7 protein-coding genes are annotated in these 20170 nt (G+C 73.3%); all 7 read left to right on the forward strand.

Annotated features, from left to right (window positions below; genetic code table 11):
• The first annotated feature begins 25 nt into the window (after positions 1-25).
• The 7 genes from ABZ956_RS06015 to ABZ956_RS06045 all read left to right on the forward strand — a co-directional run bounded on the left by ABZ956_RS06015 (position 26) and on the right by ABZ956_RS06045 (position 20142).
• Complete coding sequence (locus tag ABZ956_RS06015; protein ID WP_361887583.1) at positions 26-901, forward strand: hypothetical protein; 876 nt, start codon at positions 26-28, stop codon at positions 899-901.
• Positions 838-1794: an ornithine carbamoyltransferase gene (locus tag ABZ956_RS06020; RefSeq protein WP_361887586.1), complete on the forward strand. Its 957-nt coding sequence runs from the start codon at positions 838-840 to the stop codon at positions 1792-1794. The genes ABZ956_RS06015 and ABZ956_RS06020 overlap by 64 nt, the downstream gene beginning before the upstream one ends.
• Entirely contained in the window at positions 1791-3050 is a 1260-nt protein-coding gene (locus ABZ956_RS06025; protein ID WP_361887589.1) for an MFS transporter, read from the forward strand. The genes ABZ956_RS06020 and ABZ956_RS06025 overlap by 4 nt, the downstream gene beginning before the upstream one ends.
• A gap of 83 nt (positions 3051-3133) precedes the next feature.
• Positions 3134-4084, forward strand: a complete 951-nt coding sequence (locus ABZ956_RS06030; protein WP_361887592.1) for a TauD/TfdA family dioxygenase — start codon at positions 3134-3136, stop codon at positions 4082-4084.
• Between the two features lie 66 nt (positions 4085-4150).
• On the forward strand, positions 4151-4366 hold the full coding sequence (locus ABZ956_RS06035; protein ID WP_361887595.1) for an MbtH family NRPS accessory protein: 216 nt from the start codon (positions 4151-4153) through the stop codon (positions 4364-4366).
• A gap of 57 nt (positions 4367-4423) precedes the next feature.
• Positions 4424-9454, forward strand: a complete 5031-nt coding sequence (locus ABZ956_RS06040) for an amino acid adenylation domain-containing protein (protein ID WP_361887598.1) — start codon at positions 4424-4426, stop codon at positions 9452-9454.
• A complete protein-coding gene (locus ABZ956_RS06045) occupies positions 9451-20142 on the forward strand; it encodes an amino acid adenylation domain-containing protein (RefSeq protein WP_361887601.1) in 10692 nt (3563 codons plus the stop codon). Before ABZ956_RS06040 ends, ABZ956_RS06045 begins: the two co-directional genes overlap by 4 nt.
• Positions 20143-20170 lie beyond the last annotated feature (28 nt).

Consider the following 20170-nt stretch of genomic DNA (forward strand, 5'->3'; position numbering starts at 1 on the left):
TCGGCCGGCCGGAGAGGCGGCAGGTGTGAATGCCGATGACTTGGCGGATGTCTTCACCCATGGGGCCACGCACGTGTGGTGGGGAACTGTCAGCGGCCCGCTCGCCCTGAGCGAGACGGCCATGCTGCCCGCGGCCGAACGGGAGCGGGGGTACGCCATGGACGCCCGGGCGGGAGCGCACTACACAGGCGTCCGGGTCGCGGTGCGCCGCATCCTCGCCCGGTACCTCGGCGTGGATCCCGCGCTGATCCGGTTCGGCAGGCTGCCCTGCCCGCAGTGCGCGGGCGACGACCACGGTGCGCCGAGCGTGGTGTGGCCGCCCACCGAGCTGAACTACAGCCTCTCCCGGTCGGGCCCGCACTGGCTGCTCGGTGTCACGGGCGGCCGCCGCCGGGTAGGGACCGGCCTCGACGAGACGTCACCCCTGGACGTGAGCGCGGTGGCGGCGACGGTGCTGTCCGTGCGCGAACTCGGCCGGCTGCGCGCACAGCGGACGCCCGAGGAACGGCTGGAGGTCTTCCTGCGCTACTGGACCCGTAAGGAAGCGGTGCTGGGAGCCTGCGGCGCCGGTCCGACGTGCGATCCGCGCGACGTCGACGTGTACGACGCGCCGCCCGACGACCGGCTCGTCGTGCGGCACGCCGCAGCCACGGGGCCACAGTCGTGGCTCGTCGACGACATCGCCATCAGGCCCGGCCGGTACGCGGCCGTCGCTCGTGAGACGGCCGCCACGGGTCCGCTGCGGCTGATCGGGAACGCACATCCGGCCGTCGGCCTTCCGGCGCACGGACAGGGCCCGGCGGTACGGACGCACACGCTGGAGACAAGGAGCACGCCATGGCAGTCCGCCACCTCATTTCCCTCGACGACCTCACCGACGCCGACCTGCGGTCCATCGTGACCAGGGGCGCCGGTTTCTCCTCCGGCCGGCCGGCCCCCGAGCGGACGCTGGAGGGCACGGTCGCCGGGATCTACTTCCGCAAGACCTCGACCCGGACCCGTACCGCCTTCTCCTCCGGCGCCCTGCGGCTCGGCGCGCAGATCATCGCCTACAACGGCGGTGACCTCCAGACCAATACCGGGGAGAGCAGCCAGGACACGGGCCGGGTCTTCTCACGGATGCTCGACACGCTGGTGGCCAGAACCGCCGGCGACCCGCAGGAGCTGCGGGCGTGGGCAGCAGCCCAGGACCGCATGTCGGTGGTGAACGCGATGAGCGCGGACGAGCATCCCACCCAGGCCCTGACCGATCTCACCACACTGCTGCGGCACTTCGGTCGGATCGAGGGACTGCGCGTCCTCTACATCGGCGAGGGCAACAACACGGCCGCCGCGCTCGCCCTGGGGCTGACCCGGTTCCCCGGCACCGAGCTGGAACTGCGGACGCCGGAGGGTTACGGGCTCGCCGAGGACGTGCGCGCGCGGGCCCTGTCGCTGGCCGCCGCCCATGGGTCGGTGATCAGCGAGCGGCACGACATGAGGGACCTGCCGGCCGGTGTCGACGCGGTCTACACCTCCCGCTGGCAGACCACCGGCACCAGCAAGCCCGACCCTGACTGGCGCCGGGTGTTCGCGCCGTTCCAGGTCACCGAGGCGCTGTGGGAGGCCAGCCCCGGCGCCGTCTTCCTGCACGACCTGCCCGCCCACCGCGGTGAGGAGGTCACGGCAGGGGTGCTGGACGGCCCCCGCAGCATCGCCTTCGAGCAGGCCGGGAACAAGATGTACAGCGCCATGGCGGTGCTGGAGTGGTGCCGGGTCGGCATCGTCGCGGACGCCGCCGGCGGCGCCGGGTGAGGCTGCTCACCGGGCGCGCCGCGGACGCCGGGCAGGCGGACCCCGGCCCCTTGCGGCGCAATCGCGACTTCTTTCTGCTGTGGACCGGCTCCGGGATCTCGCTCCTCGGCCTGCGCGCGAGTACGGCCGCCTACCCCCTGCTCATGCTCTGGTACGGGGACAGTCCCGCAGGAGCGGGAATGGTCGGGTTCGCGGTCCTGCTGCCCCAACTCGTGGTGCAACTGCCCGCCGGCGCCCTGGTCGACCGGTGGGACCGGCGACGTCTGCTGATCGGCTGCGACATCGCGGGGCTGATGGCGATGGGCGCCGTGGTGGCGATGCTGGCCACGGGCCGGCTGTGGCTGCCGGCGCTGATGGCGGCGGCGTTCGTCGACGGCACGGCGGGGCTGTGCTACCGGCTGGCCGAGCGGGCGGCCGTCAGTCATGTCGTCCCGGCCTCCCAGCTCTCCCGGGCCCTGGGGCAGAACGAGGCCCGCGGGCAGGCGGCCGGACTCCTCGGCCAGCCCGCGGGCAGCGGCCTGTTCACGCTCGGACCCTGGGTGCCGTTCGGCTTCACAGCCCTGACCCACCTCCTGGCCCTCACCACCCTCCTGTTCATCCGCGAGGACCTCCAGGGCTGGCGTTCCGTAGGCACCCGCACCGTTCGTACCGAGGTGGCCGAGGGAGTGCGGTGGGTGTGGCGGCAGCGATTCATGCGGGCCGCGGCCGCGCTGATCGCCGGGAGCAACCTGCTCTTCCAGGTCCTGGTGCTGACGCTCGCCCTCATCGTCAAGGAGCACGGCGGATCGGTGTGGTCCGTGGGCCTCATCGGGCTGGTGTCCGGGCTCGGCGGAGTGGCCGGGGCCCTGGCGGGCTCGCGGGCGGCGGGGCGGGTGCGGCCGTTCACCGTGCTCGCCGGGTCCCTGGTGGTGTGGACGGTGCTGATGGTGCCGGTCGTCTTCACGAGCGACCCCGTCGCCCTCAGCGCGCTGCTGGCGGGAATGAGCTTCGCCGGTGCACTGATGAACGTGGTGACCGGCGTGCACCAGGTACGCGTCACCCCCGACAGCCTGCAAGGCCGGGTCACCAGCGTCTTCGCGCTGCTCGGCTCCGGCATGGGATCCACGGGAGCGCTCGCGGGGGGACTGCTGCTCGCAGCCTTCGGCTCCCGCTCCACGGCCCTGGGCCTGGCGGTGGCGATGGGACTGCTGACGCTGGCCGCCTTCGCCGTCCCGGCACTGCGGCACGATGCCGCGGCCACCGACGGTCGGCCATAGCCCGATTTAGCGAAGAAATATAGGACCGCCGACCAGAGTGACGACTCAGGGTCAACCGGCCTTTGTGGAAGGAGAGATCACCCATGGAGAACGACGCCGACAGCGCCCTGTGGGCCCCCGTCGAGATCACCCCGGCGGCGGCCGGCGCCGAGGCGAGCGCCCGCGGGCTGGTGGAGTACCTCGGCTCCCTGCCCGACCTCGGCTCCCTGCTGACCCGCGAGAAGGCCCTGGTCTTCCGGGGGTTCGGTGTCGAGCCGGCCGGGCTCGACGAGGTGATGGACCTGCTGCTGCCCCACCGGCTGGCCTACGTGCACGGCAACTCCCCCCGCACCAAGGTGGGAGCCAACGTCTACACCTCGACCGAGTACCCGGCCGAGTACGCCATCTCGATGCACAACGAGATGAGCTACGCCCACCAGTGGCCGGCCCGGCTGCTGTTCTTCTGCGAGACCGCTCCGCTCAGCGGCGGTGCCACCCCCGTCATCGACGGCACCCGCTGGCTCTCCTGCCTCGACCCCGAGGTGCGCGCGGCATTCCGGGACGGCGTGCGGTACACCCAGAACCTGCACGGCGGCCTGGGCCTGGGCAAGAGCTGGCAGTCGACCTTCGAGACCGAGGACCGGGCCCACGTCGAGGCGTTCCTGGGCGAGTCGGGCGCGACCTGGCAGTGGTCGCCGGACGGCGGGCTGCGCGTCTCCCAGGTGCGGCCCGCCATCGTCCGGCATCCGGTCACCGGCGACGAGGTCTGGTTCAACCAGGCCGACCAGTGGCACCCCGCGGCCTTGGGCGACGACACCGCCGCGGCGCTCGCCGCGATCATGCCGGCCGAGGAACTGCCCCAGTCCGTCAGCTTCGCCGACGGCTCGCCCATCCCGGACGCCTACGCGATCCAGGTCCGCGACCGCGGCCTGGCCAACGCCGTGGACGTCGACTGGCACGCCGGTGACCTGCTGCTCATCGACAACGTCCTGGTGGGCCATGGACGGCGGCCCTTCACCGGTCCGCGGCGCGTCCTCGTGGCGATGTCGGACTGAGCCGCCTCACCCCGCCCCTCCCCGTCACCACCGCAGCACACCCTTCACCCACGTCAGGAGAGCTTCATGTCCGCTGCCGCCAACACCGCGCCCACCCATCGCGTCGTGCTCAACCACGAGGAGCAGTACTCGGTCTGGTGGACCGACCGTGACCTGCCCGCCGGCTGGCGGGCCGAGGGCACCGAGGGCACCCGCGAGGAGTGCCTGGCCCACATCGGGGAGGTGTGGACGGACATGCGGCCGCTGAGCCTGCGCCGCCGCATGGACGCCGTCGCGGACTGATCCCGCGGACGCACACGCAACGATCGCCGCCGACCGTCAACGAGGAGCACCAGCCACATGATTCCCGAGTCGCGAACGGGCGCCTCGACCCACGAGCCCCACCTGGCCCACGAACTCGTCGCGCGGCGCGCCGCGATGACTCCGGGGGCTGTCGCCGTCGTCGACGGCCGGCAGGAGATCACCTACGCCGAGCTCGACGACCGTGCCGACCGCCTCGCCCGCCATCTGCGGGACCTGGGCGCCGGTCCGGGTGCCGTGGTCGGCGTCTGTCTGCCCCGCACCGTCGAGCTCGTCACCGCGCTGCTGGCGGTCTGGCGGTCCGGGGCCGGCTATCTGCCGCTCGATCCCGCCCAGCCCCGGCAGCGCTCCACGTGGATGCTGGACGCGGCGGGCGCCGGCATCGTGATCACGGACGACGGGTCGGCCGCGGTGGCCGACGGCTCCCGCGTCCGCGTGCTCGTACCGGCCGCGCTGGAGGACGAGCCGACCGCGCTCCCCACACAGGAGCCCGTCGGCGGCGCGGGTCCGCAGGACACCGCGTACGTCATCTTCACCTCGGGCTCCACCGGCAGGCCCAAGGGCGTGATGATCAGCCACGAGGGCATCGGCAACCGCATCGCCTGGGCCACGGGCACCCACCACCTGGGCGCCGGGGACCGTGTCCTGCAGAAGACGGCGGTCACCTTCGACGCCCACGTCTGGGAGGTCTTCGCCCCGCTCGTCTGCGGCGCCACCGTCGTGCTCGCCCCGGCGGGTGCCGAGCGCGACGCCGCGCTCATGCTGCGCACGGTCGCCGAGCAGCAGGTCACCGTTCTTCAGGTGGTGCCGTCCGTGCTGCGCGTGCTGGCCGAGGAGGACGGCTGGCAGCGCTGCGACCGGCTGCGGCTGCTCTTCTCCGCCGGTGAGCCCCTCCAGGCCGAACTGGCCCACCGGGTGCTGCGCCGGGTCCGCGAGGGGGCCGCTCCCGGCCGCCCCGAGCTGGAGATCTGGAACACCTACGGGCCCACCGAGTGCTCCATCGACGTCACCGCCCACCGGTTCGACCCGGCGCAGACCTCCGGGCCGGTCCCGATCGGCCGGCCGATCCCGGGCATGCGGGCGCTGGTCGCCGACGCCTCGGGCAACCCGGTCGCGGTCGGCGTGCCCGGAGAGCTGTACGCGGGTGGCGTGGGCGTGGCCCGCGGCTACCTCGGCAGTCCGGAGCAGACCGCGGAGCGGTTCGTGCCCGACCCGTTCGCCAAGGACGGTTCGCGGCTCTACCGCACGGGCGACACGGTGCGCTGGCGCCGCGACGGCGTGCTGGAGTACCTGGGCCGCATCGACCACCAGGTGAAGGTCAACGGTGTGCGCATCGAGCCGGGCGAGGTGGAGAGCGCGCTGTCCGCGCACCCGCGCGTCAGCGGCGCCGTCGTCACCGCCTACACCGGTCCGGACGGCGGGAAGCGGCTGGCGGGCTACGTCACCGCCGACTCCGACGAGGTGCTCGGAGAGCTGCGCTCCTTCCTGTGCGAGCGGCTGCCCGACACCCACGTCCCCGCCGTCCTCCTGCACCTGGACGCCTTCCCCCTCACGGTCAACGGCAAGGTCGACCGCGCCGCACTGCCCTCGCCCGAGGCCGCGGGCGGCCTCCCCCGCCCCGCCCACCGCGCCCCGCGCACCGACGCCGAGAAGCTGGTCGCCGCAGTGTGGCAGGACCTGCTGGACGCCGAGGACGTCGGCCTGGACGACGACTTCTTCCAGCTCGGCGGCACCTCCCTGCAGCTGACGCGCATGGCCCACCGGCTGCACGCCGCCTCGGGGCGCCAGGTTCCGCTGCGCGGCCTGTTCACCGCGTCCACCGTCGAGGCCCAGGCCCGGCTGCTCGCCCCCGGGGAGCCGGCCGAAGGCGCGGCGGAGGCACCCGTGGTGCGCGTGCGGCGCGACGGGAAGCCCCTGCCCCTGTCGTTCGGCCAGCGCCGGCTGTGGTTCCTGGACCGGATGAACCCGCAGAGCGCCGAGTGGGTGGCGGGCATGTTCCTCAAGGTGCCGGACGGCACGCGGACCGAATACGTCCAGCGCGCCCTCGACACCCTCGTCGCCCGGCACGAGGCGCTGCGTACCCGCTACGCGCTCATCGACGGCGAGTCCGAGCAGTTCGTCGCCGAGCCGCACCGCGTGGAGCTGCGGCATCTGCACGCGGACCGCGAGGAGTTCACGGCGCTGCTGAAGGACGAGTTCGAGCGCGGCTTCGACCTGGAGAACGGCCCGCTGGTGCGCGCCGTGTTCGTCCGTCTCCACGGTGGCGACCAGATCGTGGCCGTCGCCCTGCACCACATCGCCACCGACGGCTGGTCGTCGGCCATCCTGGAGCGCGAGTTCTACGCCCTGCTCGACGCCTACCGGGACGGCCGGGTGAACGACGGCCTGCCGGAGGTGGCACTGGACTACGCCGACTACGCGGTCTGGCAGCGCGCGCAGCTGACCGAGGAGGCGCTGGGCGCCGAACTCGCCCACTGGCGCGACGTCCTGGCCGGCAGCGAGCCCCTGGAGCTGCCGGCGGACCGGCCGCGTGCGGCCGCGCGCGACGGACGGGGCTCGGTCGTGCACTTCTCCGTGCCCGAGCCGGTCGTCCGAGCCCTGACGGACCTCGGAAGGCAGCACGGAGCCACCCCGTTCACCACCCTGCTGACGGCCTTCGCGACGCTGGTCGCCGCGCACGGCGGCCGGTGGGACGTGCCGGTGGGCACGCCGGTGGCCGGACGGGACCGGGCCGAGACCGAGAACATCGTCGGCTTCTTCCTCAACAGCCTGGTGATGCGCTGCCGGCTGGACGGGAAGCTGTCCTTCGGGCAGGCGCTGGACCGGGTGAAGGAGACCACCCGCCAGGCCTTCGCCCACCAGGCGCTGCCCTTCGAGAGGCTGGTGGAGGAGCTGGCCCCGGAACGCGACCTGTCGCGTACGCCGCTGTACCAGGTGGCGTTCGATCTCCACGACGAGTCCTTCAACGGCGCGCTCGAGCAGCCGGAGGACGTCCGCATGCTCCAGGAGATGTGGGGGCTGGCCCACACGGACCTGACGCTCTACATGCGCCGCCACGACGACGGCACGATGCTCGGCAGCCTGGAATACGCGACCGCGCTGTTCGACGCCGCCACCGTCGAGGCGCTGGCGGGCCGCTTCCAGCGTCTGCTGGCGGCCGTCGCCGCCGAGCCGGGGACCCTGCTGGAGGAGGTGGAGCTGCTCTCCTCGCAGGAGCGGCAGCTGGTCCTCGACGACGCGGTCGCTTCGGCCGAGCCGGTCACGGCGGCGGTGCACGAGGTGTTCGCGCGCCGGGCGCAGGCCACTCCCGACGCCGTGGCGGTCGCCGAGGACGGCGGACGGACGACATACGCCGGGCTGGAGGAGCGTGCCAACCGGCTCGCGCACCACCTGAGGGCACTGGGTGTCGGTCCGGAGAGCCGGGTCGGGGTGCTGCTGGACCGCGGGGCGGAGCTGTTCGCCACGCTGCTGGCGGTGTGGAAGGCGGGCGGGGCCTACATCCCGATGGATCCGGCCTGGCCGGCCGAGCGGGTGGCCGGCATGGCCGCCGACGGTGCCGCGTCGGTCGTGGTGACGTCGGCGGCGTACGCCGGGCGGTTCGCGGCGGGCTACGACGGCACGCTCGTCGTGACCGACGCCGACGCGGCGGTGATCGCCGCCCGCCCCGCCACGGCGCCCGCGGTCCCCGCCGACCTGGACCGGCTCGCCTACGTCATCTACACCTCGGGGTCCACCGGCCGGCCCAAGGGCGTCGCCGTGCCGCACCGGGGTCTGGCCAACCATCTGCAGTGGGCCGTCTCCGAGCTGGCCTCGCGCGGCAACGGGGGCAGCGCGCTCTTCTCCTCCGTCGCCTTCGACCTGGCGGTGCCCAACGTGTGGGCGCCGCTCATGGCCGGGCAGCGGGTGGTGGTCCTGCCCCAGGAGACGGACCTGTCCGAGCTGGGAGGGCGGCTGACCGCAGCCGGCCCGTACAGCTTCCTCAAGCTCACCCCCGGCCACCTGGACATCCTCACCCGGCAGATCACGCCCGAGCAGGCCGCGGCGCTCGCCGGCGTGATCGTGGTGGCGGGCGAGGCCCTGCCCGGCCCGCTCGCCCGGCAGTGGGCGGCCTGGCTGGGCGACGGCCGGCTGGTCAACGAGTACGGGCCCACCGAGGCGTCGGTCGGCACCTGCACCCACCCGGTGACGGCCGCCGAGCCGGCCGCGGTGGTGCCCATCGGGCGACCGTTGCCGGGCATGGCCATGTACGTGCTCGACGAGCGTCTGCGGCCGGTGCCGCCGGGGGCCGTCGGCGAGCTGTACGTGGGGGGCACCGGTGTGGCCCGCGGCTACGCGGACCGCCCGGAGCTCACCGCGGAGCGCTTCGTGCCCGACCCGTTCTCCACCGCGCCCGGCGCACGTCTCTACCGTTCCGGTGACCTGGCGCGCCGCAACGCCGGAGGGGCCGTGGAGTTCCTGGGCCGCACGGACCACCAGGTGAAGATCCGTGGCTACCGTGTCGAGCCCGGCGAGGCCCAGGCCGTGCTGCTCGCGCACCCCGGCGTCCGGGAGGCCGTGGTGGTCGCCCGTACGGACGCTCCCGGGGCCGTGCGCCTGGCCGGCTACTTCGTGCCCTCCGGTGCCGCGGTGCCCGCGTCCGATCTGGCCGCATACTGCGCGGAACGGCTGCCGGACTACCTCGTGCCCGCCACGTTCACGGCCCTGGACGCCATCCCGCTGAACGCCAACGGCAAGGTCGACCGGGCCGCGCTGCCGGCGCCGGAGGCCGCCACCGCGGAAGCGGGCGGTGAACCCGAGGGCGTGCTCCAGGAGAACATCGCCGCGCTCTGGGCCGAACTGCTCGGCACCCGGGTCACCGTCCACGACGACTTCTTCGAGGCCGGCGGCAATTCGATCCTCGCGATCCGGCTGATCGCGGGGATCCAGGCCGAGTACGGGATCGCGCTGCCGGTCCGCGAGGTCTTCGCCCGTCCCACCGTCGCGGGTCTCGCCGACGCCGTCGAATCCCGAATCCGAGCCGAGATCGAGCAGATGTCGGAGTCCGAACTGCTGGAGGAACAGAGCGCATGAGCATTCAGGAGACCACTCCGGCCACGCGGCCCGGAGCACCGAGCGGCGACGAGCTCCGCGCCGAGCTCCTGCGCCGTCGCCTCGCGGGCCGTCGTGGTGCGCGGCAGGACGCCCGCACCGACGGCGTCCCCCTCGCCGACCGGTCCGCGCCTCTGCGCCTGTCCGCCGGCCAGCAGCAGATGTGGTTCCTCAACCGCCTGGAGCCCGAGAGCTGCGAGTACCTGGTACCGATGGTGCTGCGGCTGCGCGGCGCCCTCGACACGGCCGCCCTCGAGGCGGCCTGGCGCCGCGTGCTCGACCGGCACGAGATTCTCCGTACCCGGTACGCGTTGCACGGCCACGAGCCGGTGCAGATCGTGGACCGGCCCGACGGGACCGACCTGCCCATCGTCCTCGACGACCTCACCGGCGCCCCGCAGCCGGAGCGGGAGCAGCTGGCCGCCGAGCTGGTCGAGCGCGAGGTCACCACCCCCTTCGACCTGGCCGCCGAATGGCCGGTCCGCGCCCGGCTGGTCAGGCTGGCGGCGGACGACCACGTCCTGTCCGTGGTCTTCCACCACATCGCCTGCGACGCGTGGTCCACCCGGATCTTCGCCGACGAGCTCAGCAGGGTCTACACCGCCTTCGTCGAGGGCACCCCCGACGGGCTGCCCCCGCTGCCGGTGCAGTACGCGGACTTCGCCGCCTGGCAGCAGCAGCGGCTGGCCGGACCGGCCGCCGAGGCGCAACTGGCCCACTGGCGCGAGGCGCTGGCCGGTGCCCTGCCCACCGAGCTGCCCACCGACCGGCCGCGCCTGGCCGTCCGTGACGTCGCCGGCTCCGACGTGCCCTTCCGGTTCCCCGAGGGGCTTTCGAGCCGGGTCCGCGAGCTGGCCGCCGCCCATGGCACCACCCCGTTCGCCGTGCTGCTGACCGCCTTCCAGGTACTGATCTCCCGCTACACGGGCAGCCCCGACGTCTCGGTCGGCACGGTCGTCTCCGGCCGCAACCGCCCCGAACTCCAACAGCTCGTCGGCTACGGCATCAACACACTGGTGCTGCGGGGCGCATGGGAAGGCGACCTGGGCTTCGCCGACCTGTTGGAGCGCACGAAGGCCACCGTGCTGGACGCCTTCGACCACCAGGAGGTGCCCTTCGCCCGCCTGGTGGACGCACTGCAGCCCGAGCGGGACATGTCCCGGACGCCGCTGCACCAGGTCGCCCTCACCATGCACGAGCAGCGCCTGGACGCCTTCGCGCTGCCGGGCCTGACCGTGGAGCAGTACCCGCGCAAGGACAACATCGCCAAGTACGACCTCACCCTTCAGATCGAGGAGGCCGCCGACGGCTCCTTCGGCGGCGCGCTCAACTACGCCACCGCACTCTTCGACCACGAGACCGTCCAACGCATGGTGGGCCATCTGCTGCGGCTCCTGGACGGCGCCACGGCCACGCCCGCCCTGCAGGTCTCCCGGCTGCCACTGATGGACGACGCCGAGTACGCCGTCGTCACCGGCGCCCTGGACGGCCACCGCCCCGGCGCCCCCGTGGACCGCTGCGTCCACCAGGTGTTCGAGGAACGGGCCGCCGCCGCCCCCGACGCCGTCGCCGTGACGGCGGGCGGCTCCTGCCTCACCTACCGGGAGGTCAACGAGCGCGCCAACCGCATCGCCCACCACCTGCGCGACCTGGGCGCGGGCCCGGAAGCCCTCGTCGGCCTCTGCCTGGAACGCGGCATCGAGCTGCTGCCCGCGCTGCTCGGCATCCTCAAGTCCGGCGCCGGCTACCTCCCGCTGGACCCGGCCAACCCGGCCGACCGGCTCGGCTACGTCATCGCCGACGCCGGGGCCCGGATCGTCCTGGCCTCCCGCGCCACCGCCGCCACGCTGGAGGGCGTCCACGACGGAGAACTCGTCCTGCTGGACGGGGAGGCGGACGCCGCGCGGATCGCCGCGCGGCCGGCCTGCGACCCGGTCCCGCTCGCCGGGCCCGAGGCGACCGTCTACGTCATCTACACCTCGGGCTCGACCGGCCGTCCCAAGGGCGTCGTCCTCTCGCACACCAACGTGCTGCGCCTGATGACCACCGCGGACCGGCACTACGACTTCGGCCCCGACGACGTGTGGACGATGTTCCACTCCTACGCCTTCGACGTCTCCGTCTTCGAGATGTGGGGCGCCCTGCTGCACGGCGGCAGGCTCGTGGTCGTCGGGCAGGATGTCACCCGCTCCCCGTCGGACTTCCTCGACCTGCTCGTCGAGGAACGGGTGACCGTCCTCTCCCAGACGCCCACCGCCTTCCGCTCCCTGGTGGCGGCGGCGGGCTCCGGCGACCCCCGCATCGACCGGCTCGCGCTGCGTGCCGTGGTCTTCGCGGGCGAGAAGCTGGAGGTGCCCGAGCTGCGCCCCTGGCTGGACCGGGTCGGGCAGGACGGTCCCGACCTGGTCAACATGTACGGGATCACCGAGACCACCGTGCACACCACCTACCACCGCATCGAGGAGGAGGACTTCGCGCCGCTCGCGGGCAACCGGGTGGGGTATCCGCTCGGCGACCTTTGCGTGTACCTCCTGGACGAGGCGGGCAACCCCGTACCCGTCGGAGTGCCCGGGGAGATCCACGTGGGTGGGCCCGGAGTCGCCCGTGGCTACCTGAACCGTCCCGGCCTGACCGCCGATCGGTTCGTGCCCGACCCCTTCGCCCGGGACGGCTCGCGCCTGTACCGCAGCGGCGACGCGGCCCGGCGCCGGCCGGACGGCAGCCTGGAGTTCATCGGGCGCATCGACAACCAGGTCAAGATCCGCGGCTACCGCATCGAACTCGGCGAGATCGCGAACGCCCTGCTCGCGCACCCCGCCGTCGCCGAAGCGGTCGTGCGGGTGCGTGAGGACGGCCCCGGCGACAAGCAGCTCGTCGGCTACCTGGTCGCCGCGCCGGGGCACACCGTGCCACAGGCGGGCGAGTTGCGCGCCATGCTGCGCCTGGGGCTGCCGGAGTACATGCTGCCGGCCGCCTTCGTCACCCTCGAGAGCATCCCGCTGACCGTCAACGGCAAGCTCGACCACCGGGCCCTGCCCGCCCCCGACCTCCGGGCGCTGCGCGGCGACGGTGCGTACACCGCGCCCCGCACCCCCGACGAGGAGCGGATCGCGGGCGTGTGGAGCGAGGTGCTCGGTGTCGAGCGGGTCGGTGTCGAGGACTCCTTCTTCGACCTCGGCGGCGACTCCATCCGCGCCATTGCCCTGGTGGGCGAGATGCGGACCGCGGGCTACGACGTGGCGGTCCGCGACGTCTTCGACTTCCGTACCGTCGCCCGGCTCGCCGAGTCGGTCACCGGCCGCCCGGCCCCTGCCACGGACCGGGGCACGGTCGAGCCCTTCGCCCTGATCGGCGAGGAGGACCGGGCTGCGCTGCCCGCCGGGGTCGTGGACGCCTACCCGCTGTCACAGATGCAGCTGGGCATGGTCGTCGAGATGCTCTCCGACACCAGCCGCAACCTCTACCACAACGTCTCCACCTTCCGGATCCGGGACGACCGGCCGTTCGCCCCCGAGGCGTTCCTCGCGGCCGGCCGGCTCGTCACCGCCCGGCACGAGGTCCTGCGCACCTCCCTGCGGCTGACCGGTTACTCGCGTCCCCTGCAACTGGTGCACGACACCGCGGACATGCCGTTGGGCTGGCAGGACCTGACCGGCCTCGACGCGGCGGGCGTGGACGCCGTGCTGCGCGAGTTCACCGTCCGCGAGCGCGCGGACGTCTTCGACCTGTCCGTGCCCGGCCTCATGCGCTTCTTCGCCCATCTGACGGACGACACCGACGGCTGGTGGATCTCGGTCACCGAATGCCACCCGATCCTGGAGGGCTGGGGCCACCACTCGCTGCTGATGGAGCTGGTGACCTGTTACCAGGCGCTGCGCGACGGCCGTGCGCCGGAGCCCTTCGACGCCCCTGACGTGCGCTTCGCCGACTTCATCGCCGGTGAGCTGGAGGCGCTCGACTCGGCCGGGGACCGCGCCTACTGGCAGGGCGTCGTCGAGGAGCACGCCCCGCTGCGGCTCCCGGAGAGCTGGGGGGACGACCCGGGGAGCCCCCGCGAGACGGTTCAGGCGGCTGTTCCGTGGACCGATCTGGAGGAGGGGCTGCGGGCGCTGGCCACCCGTGCCAAGGCCTCGCTGAAGAGCGTCATGGTCGCCACCCACCTGGCCGTCATGGGCCGGCTCACCGGTGAACGGGCCTTCCACACCGGCCTGGTGTGCGACGCCCGCCCCGAGGCACTGGGCGCCGACCGGGTGCTGGGCATGTACCTCAACACGCTGCCCTTCGCCCACGACCGGTCCGCCCGCACCTGGCACGAGCTGGTGCAGCAGGTCTTCGCCCGCGAGGTGGGCCTGTGGCCGCACCGCCGGTACCCGATGGCCGCGATCCAGCGCGAGTGGGGCGGTGCGCGGCGGCTGCTCGACGTCTACTTCAATTACCAGGACTTCCGGCAGGTCGATGCCGATCTCGTGGACCATGAGGGCGGCATCGACGACAGCCCCTCGGAGTTCCCCCTCACCGTGTCCTCCCGCGTCGGCCACATCATCGTGACCGCCGACTCCCACCACGTCAGCCGCGCCAACGCCGAGCGCCTGGTGGCGATGTACCGCGCGGTCCTGGAGTCGATGGCCGCCGACCCCGACGGCGACGCCACGGCCGACCTGCTGGCCGACGACGAACGAGCCCTGCTGCTCGGCGCGTGGAACGACACGGCGGTGGACCGCGCCCCCGTCCCGGTGCACACGCTGTTCGAGGCACGTGCCGCGGCCACCCCGGACGCGACCGCACTCGTCCACGACGGGCGAACGCTGAGCTACGCATGGCTGAAGGAGCGCTCCGACGCCTATGCGGCACAGCTGGCCGCCATGGGCACCGGCCCGGAGTCCGTGGTCGGCCTGCTGCTCGACCGCACGCCCGAGCTGGTCGCGGCCATGCTCGGCGTGTGGAAGGCGGGCGGCTCGTACGTCCCCCTGGACCCGTCCTTCCCGGCGGAGCGCGTCGGCCACATCCTCGCGGACGCGCAGGCTTCCCTGGTCGTCACCGACGCCGCGCACGCCGCCGCCCTGGAGGGCGGCTACGAAGGACAGCGGCTCGTGGCGGACCTGCCGTGGCCGCCGGCCGGGGGCGGCCGGCCGGACCGGGCCGGCGCCGACCGTGCCGGTGACCTGGCCTACACCCTCTACACCTCCGGTTCCACCGGCCGGCCGAAGGGCGTCGGCGTGGAGCACCGGGCGCTGGCCAACCTGCTGCTGTCGATGAGCGAGGAGCTCGGCTCCACCGCGTCCGACGCCTGGCTCTCCCTGACCTCCGTCTCCTTCGACATCTCCGGGCTGGAGCTGTTCCTGCCGCTGGTCACCGGTGGCCGACTGGTGCTGGCGGACGGCCTGGGGACGAAGGACGGGGCGGTGCTGGCCGGGGTCGTCGCCGAACACGGCGTCACTCACGTCCAGGCCACGCCCTCCGGCTGGAACCTGCTGCTGCGCTCGGGCTTCGGCGAGGCGGCCCGGCTGACCGCCCTGACCGGTGGCGAGGCGCTGCCGGCCGAACTGGCCCGGCGCCTGCGGCCTGCCGTCGGGAGGCTGGTCAATGTCTACGGGCCCACCGAGACCACGATCTGGTCGATGCTGTGGGAGGTGCCCGAGGAGCCCGGGGCCGTCTCCATCGGCCGTCCGATCGCGAACACCACCACCTACGTCCTGGACGACCGGATGCGCCCGGTGCCCGTGGGTGTCCCCGGCGAGCTCTACATCGGCGGGACGGGCGTGGCCCGCGGCTATCGCGGCTTGCCGGAGCGGACCGCCGCGCACTTCGTCCCCGACCCGTTCGGCACCGTCCCCGGCTCCCGCCTCTACCGGACCGGCGACATCGTCTCCGTCCGTCCCGACGGCAGCCATCTCTACACCGGCCGTGCCGACGATCAGGTCAAGGTCCGTGGCGTACGCATCGAGCCCGGCGAGATCGAGGCCGCCCTGACCGCTCTGGAGCAGGTCGTCCAGAGCGCCGTGACCGTCCGCGAGGACGTCCCCGGCGACAAGCGGCTGGTGGCGTACGTCGTACCGGCCGCCGGCAGCGCCCCCCAGCCCCGTACGCTGCGCGCCGCGCTGGCAGGGACCCTGCCCGAGGTCATGCTGCCCTCCGCATTCGTCGTCCTCGACGCGCTGCCGTTGAACACCGCGGGCAAGGTCGACCGCCGCGCCCTGCCCGCCCCCGCTCAGGAAGCGCTGGCCACAGCCGGCTACCTCGCCCCCCGTACGTCGGCGGAGGAGCACGTGGCCGCGATCTGGGCCGAGGTGCTGGGCGTGGACCGGATCGGTGTCGAGGACTCCTTCTTCGACCTCGCCGGGGACTCGCTGCGGGCCGTGAACCTGGTCGGCACGCTGCGGGCGGCCGGCTACGACGTCGCCGTCAGCGATGTCTTCGAGCAGCGCACCGTGGCCGGGCTCACCAGGACGGCCGCGGGGCGCCCCGCGCTGAGCGGCAGCGTCCCGGCCGTGGAGCCCTTCGCCCTCGTCACCGCGGAGGACCGGGCCGCGCTGCCCGCCGGCCTGGCCGACGCCTACCCCGCCTCGCAGCTGCAACTCGGGATGCTGGTGGAGATGCTCGCCGACAGCGGCGGCGGCAACTACCACCAGGCCGTATCCATCCGGGTCCGGGACGACGCGCCGTTCTGCGAGGCGGCGTTGCGCGAGGCCGTCGGCGTGGTCACCGCCCGTCACGACGTGCTGCGGACCTCCTTCGACCTGACGAGCTGCTCGGTGCCGATGCAGCTGGTGCACAGCGGCGTCGACGTGCCGGTGCGAGTCACCGACCTGCGCGGCCTGGACCCGGCGGAGCAGGCTGCGGCACTGGACGCGCACCTCGCCGCCGAGCGCACGGAGCGGTTCGATCCGTCCACCGCCCCGCTGTTGCGGGTGGCGGCGCACCTGGAGAACGACACGGCCTGGCGGATCACCTTCAGCCAGCCGCACGCGATCACTCAGGGCTGGGGACAGTTCGCCCTGGCGACCGAGCTGGTCGACTGCTATCGGCGGGTGCGGGAGGGCGCGGAGCCGGAGCCGTACCAGGCGCCGCCGGTGCGCTACGCCGACTTCGTGGCCGGCGAGCTCCGGTCGCTCGAGGAGGGCGAGGACCGGGCCTACTGGCGGTCCGTCACCCAGCGGTACGCGCCGCTGTCGCTCCCCACGGGCTGGGGCGAGGAGGACGGACCGGGCAGCCACGTGGTGACGGTCCGGCTCACCGACCTGGAGGAGCGGCTGCGTGCCTTCGCCTCCCGCAACCGTGTCTCGCTCAAGAGCGTGCTGCTGGCCGCACACATGAAGGTGATGAGCCAGCTCACCGAGGAGGAGTCCTTCCACACCGGACTGGTCTGCGACGCACGCCCCGAAGCGCTGGGCGCGGACCGGGTGCTGGGCATGTACCTCAACACCCTGCCGTTCCCGCACGACCGCTCCGCCCGCACCTGGGACGAGCTGGTGCAGCAGGTCTTCGCCCGGGAGACCGGGCTGTGGCCGCACCGCCGCTATCCGATGGCGGCCGTCCAGCGCGACGCGGGCAGCGCACGACGCCAGATCGACGTGCTGTTCAACTATCACGACCTGCGCGTCTTCGAGAGCGAGCGCATCGATGTGGCGTCGAGCCTCGGCAGGACCACCACGGAGTTCGCGCTGAGCGTCGCCACCGGCGGTGAGGGCCTCAACCTCACCGCGGACTCCCGCGTGCTCAGCCGCGCGCGCACCCGGCGGCTGGCCGGCATGTACCGGGCGGTGCTCACCGCGATGGCCGCCGACCAGGGCGGCCCCGCGCTCGCCTACCTGCCGGAGCACGACCGGAAGCTCATGGCGGGCTGGACCAGGACGTCGCGGGAACCCGAGACCATCGCCGTGGAGAAGGTCTTCGAGCGGTACGCCGCGCAGCACCCCGGCCGTACGGCGCTCGGCGACGACGGCGTGGAACAGAGCTACGGCCGGACCAACGAGGACGCCAACCGGCTCGCGCACCATCTGCGGGCGCTGGGTGTCGGCCCCGACTCGGTGGTCGGCATCTGCGCCGACCGCTCGTCGGCCACCGTCGTGGCGGTGCTGGCCGTCCTCAAGGCGGGCGGCGCCTATCTGCCGCTCGACCCGGCGCACCCGGCCGACCGTCTGGCGTACATGATCCAGGACGCGGGCGTCACCGTGCTGCTGACCGAACAGCTGCTGTGGGAACCGCTGCTGGACGTGGCCCCGGCCCTGCGCACGGAGACCGTGCTGCTCGACCAGCCCGAGACGTGGGCCGACCGGCCGGCCACGGATCCGGTACCGGACGCGGCGCCGGAGAACCTCGCCTACGTCATCTACACCTCCGGCTCCACCGGCCGCCCCAAGGGCGTCCTGGTCAACCGCCGGGGCATGGGCAACCACCTGCTCGCCAAGATCGAGGATCTGAGGATCACCGAGTCCGACTCGGTGGTGCAGAACGCTTCTCTGTCCTTCGACATCTCCGTCTGGCAGATGCTCTCCGCCCTGGCCGTCGGCGGCCGGACCCGGGTGGTCCCCGCCGAGGCGGCGGTCGATCCGGCCGAGCTCTTCGGCCGCGTCGCCCGGGAGCGGCTGACCGTCCTGGAAGTCGTCCCCTCGCTGCTCCGGGCGTCCCTCGACGCCTGGGACGCGGGCACGCTGACGTGTGAACTGCCGGATCTGCGGCGACTGGTGGTGACGGGCGAGGCGCTGCCGCCCGACCTGTGCCGCCGGTGGTTCGCCCGCTTCCCGCACATACCGATGGTCAACGCCTATGGGCCGACCGAGTGCTCGGACGACGTCACACATGCGGTGATCCACGCCGGGGACCCCGTCGGCGAGGCGCGGGTGACCATCGGGCGCACGGTCCGCAACACCCGCCTGCACATCCTCGACGAGAACATGGCCCCCGTCCTGGTGGGCGTCCCCGGCGAGTTGTACGTCGGAGGCTCCGGCGTCTCGCGCGGATACGGCGGGCGCCCGGCGCTGACCGCCGAACGGTTCCTGCCCGACCCCTTCGGCCCGGCCGGCGCCCGGCTCTACCGCACCGGCGACGTCACCGCGTGGAACGAGGACGGCAGCATCGAGTTCCTCGGTCGCGTCGACCACCAGGTCAAGGTGCGCGGTGTCCGTATCGAGCTCGGCGAGATCGAGGCGGCCCTGACCGCCCTCGACGGGATCGCGGACGCGGCCGTGGCCGTCCGCAGCGGGCCGTCGGGCCGGGAGAGCCTGGTGGGATACGTGGTTCCGGTCGGCGGAGCGCAGCCCGACACCGCCGCGCTGCGCACGCTGCTGGCCCGATCGCTGCCCGATGCGATGATCCCGGCCGTGTACGTGCCGCTCGAGGCACTGCCGCTGACCGCCAACGGCAAGGTCGACCGGAAGGCACTGCCCGAACCCGGTGACGGATACGACGAGGACCGTCCGTTCACCGCCCCCGCCACGCCCACCGAGGAGGCTGTCGCCGGCCTCTGGGCCAAGGTGCTGGGGGTCGACCGGATCGGCCGCGAGGACGGTTTCTTCCGGCTCGGCGGCGACTCGATCCTCGTGATCCAGGTGATCGCAGCCGCACGGCGGGCCGGCCTGCCGCTGTCGCTCTTCCTGCTCTACCAGCACGAGACGCTCGCCGAGGTGGCGGCCGCCGTCGACGCGGAGATCGCCGCCGCGGCGCCGTCCGCACCGAGGGCACCGGTGGCGGGCGCGGTGGACGTTCGCGCCGTTCTCGGCGCCCTGGCCGAGTGCGGTGTCCCCGGCGCGAGCCTTGCGGTGATCGAGGGCGGTGAACTGGTCGCCCTGGAGGGCATCGGCACGCTGCACGCCGGCTCCGCGGAGAAGATCACCGAGCGGACCGTCTTCCAGGCCGGCTCCTGGGGCAAGCACGTCACGGCCGTCGCGGTGCTGCGACTGGTGGACCAGGGCCTGATCGACCTGGACGCGGACGCCGACGCGTACCTGAGGTCCTGGCGGGTGCCGGAGGCCGCCGCCGGACCGGTGACGGTGCGGCAGTTGCTCAGCCACCTCGCCGGGCTCGCGGAGACGCCGCGCCAGGGCGTCCGGCGGGGGGCTCCGGTGCCCCGCCTGCTGGACCTGCTGCGGGAGTCCGCGGTGCGCGAGAGCGCGCCGGGCGAGCGCTTCCACAAGTCCAACGCGCACTACTCGGTGCTGGAACAGCTCCTGACGGACCTGACCGGTGAGTCCTTCGAGGGCCTGATGCGACGCCTCGTGTTCGACCCGCTGGGCATGGACGGCAGCAGCTTCGACCAGTCCTTCCCCGGGACCTGCGGGCGCCCGGTCGCCCTGGGCCACGACGAGGCCGGTCACACCCTCGAGGGAGGCTGGCTGATCCACCCGGAACAGGCCGCGGCGGGGCTGTGGAGCACGGCTGCCGACATGGCCCGGCTGGAGCTGGAGATCCGCCGCAGCGCCCTGGGCCGCCCGCTGGCGCTGCTGTCCAAGGAGAGCGCCGGCCAGTTGCTGACGCCGCACAGTGACAGTTTCTACGGCCTGGGCACGATCGTGGACGCGGGCGGGCAGGACGTCGAGTACGGGCACGGCGGTTCGCCGGGCGGCTACCAGGCGGTGTCCATGTCGTCGCTGCACCGCGGCAGCGGCGTGGTCCTGCTCACCAACGGGGAGTTCAGTACCCGGGTGTTGAAGGCGGTCGGTATCGACCGCTGAGCCCCACCCCGCACCGTATGGAGGAAAT

It is taken from the genome of Streptomyces sp. NPDC046261 (assembly GCF_040646235.1).
GTDB lineage: Bacteria > Actinomycetota > Actinomycetes > Streptomycetales > Streptomycetaceae > Streptomyces.

Excerpts from the sequence above, each read along its gene's own strand:
- ABZ956_RS06040 (WP_361887598.1), top strand. The coding sequence starts at position 4,424 with ATGATTCCCGAGTCGCGAACGGGCGCCTCGACCCACGAGCCCCACCTG.
- ABZ956_RS06020 (WP_361887586.1), top strand. The coding sequence starts at position 838 with ATGGCAGTCCGCCACCTCATTTCCCTCGACGACCTCACCGACGCCGAC.
- ABZ956_RS06045 (WP_361887601.1), top strand. The coding sequence starts at position 9,451 with ATGAGCATTCAGGAGACCACTCCGGCCACGCGGCCCGGAGCACCGAGC.
- ABZ956_RS06035 (WP_361887595.1), top strand. The coding sequence starts at position 4,151 with ATGTCCGCTGCCGCCAACACCGCGCCCACCCATCGCGTCGTGCTCAAC.
- ABZ956_RS06030 (WP_361887592.1), top strand. The coding sequence starts at position 3,134 with ATGGAGAACGACGCCGACAGCGCCCTGTGGGCCCCCGTCGAGATCACC.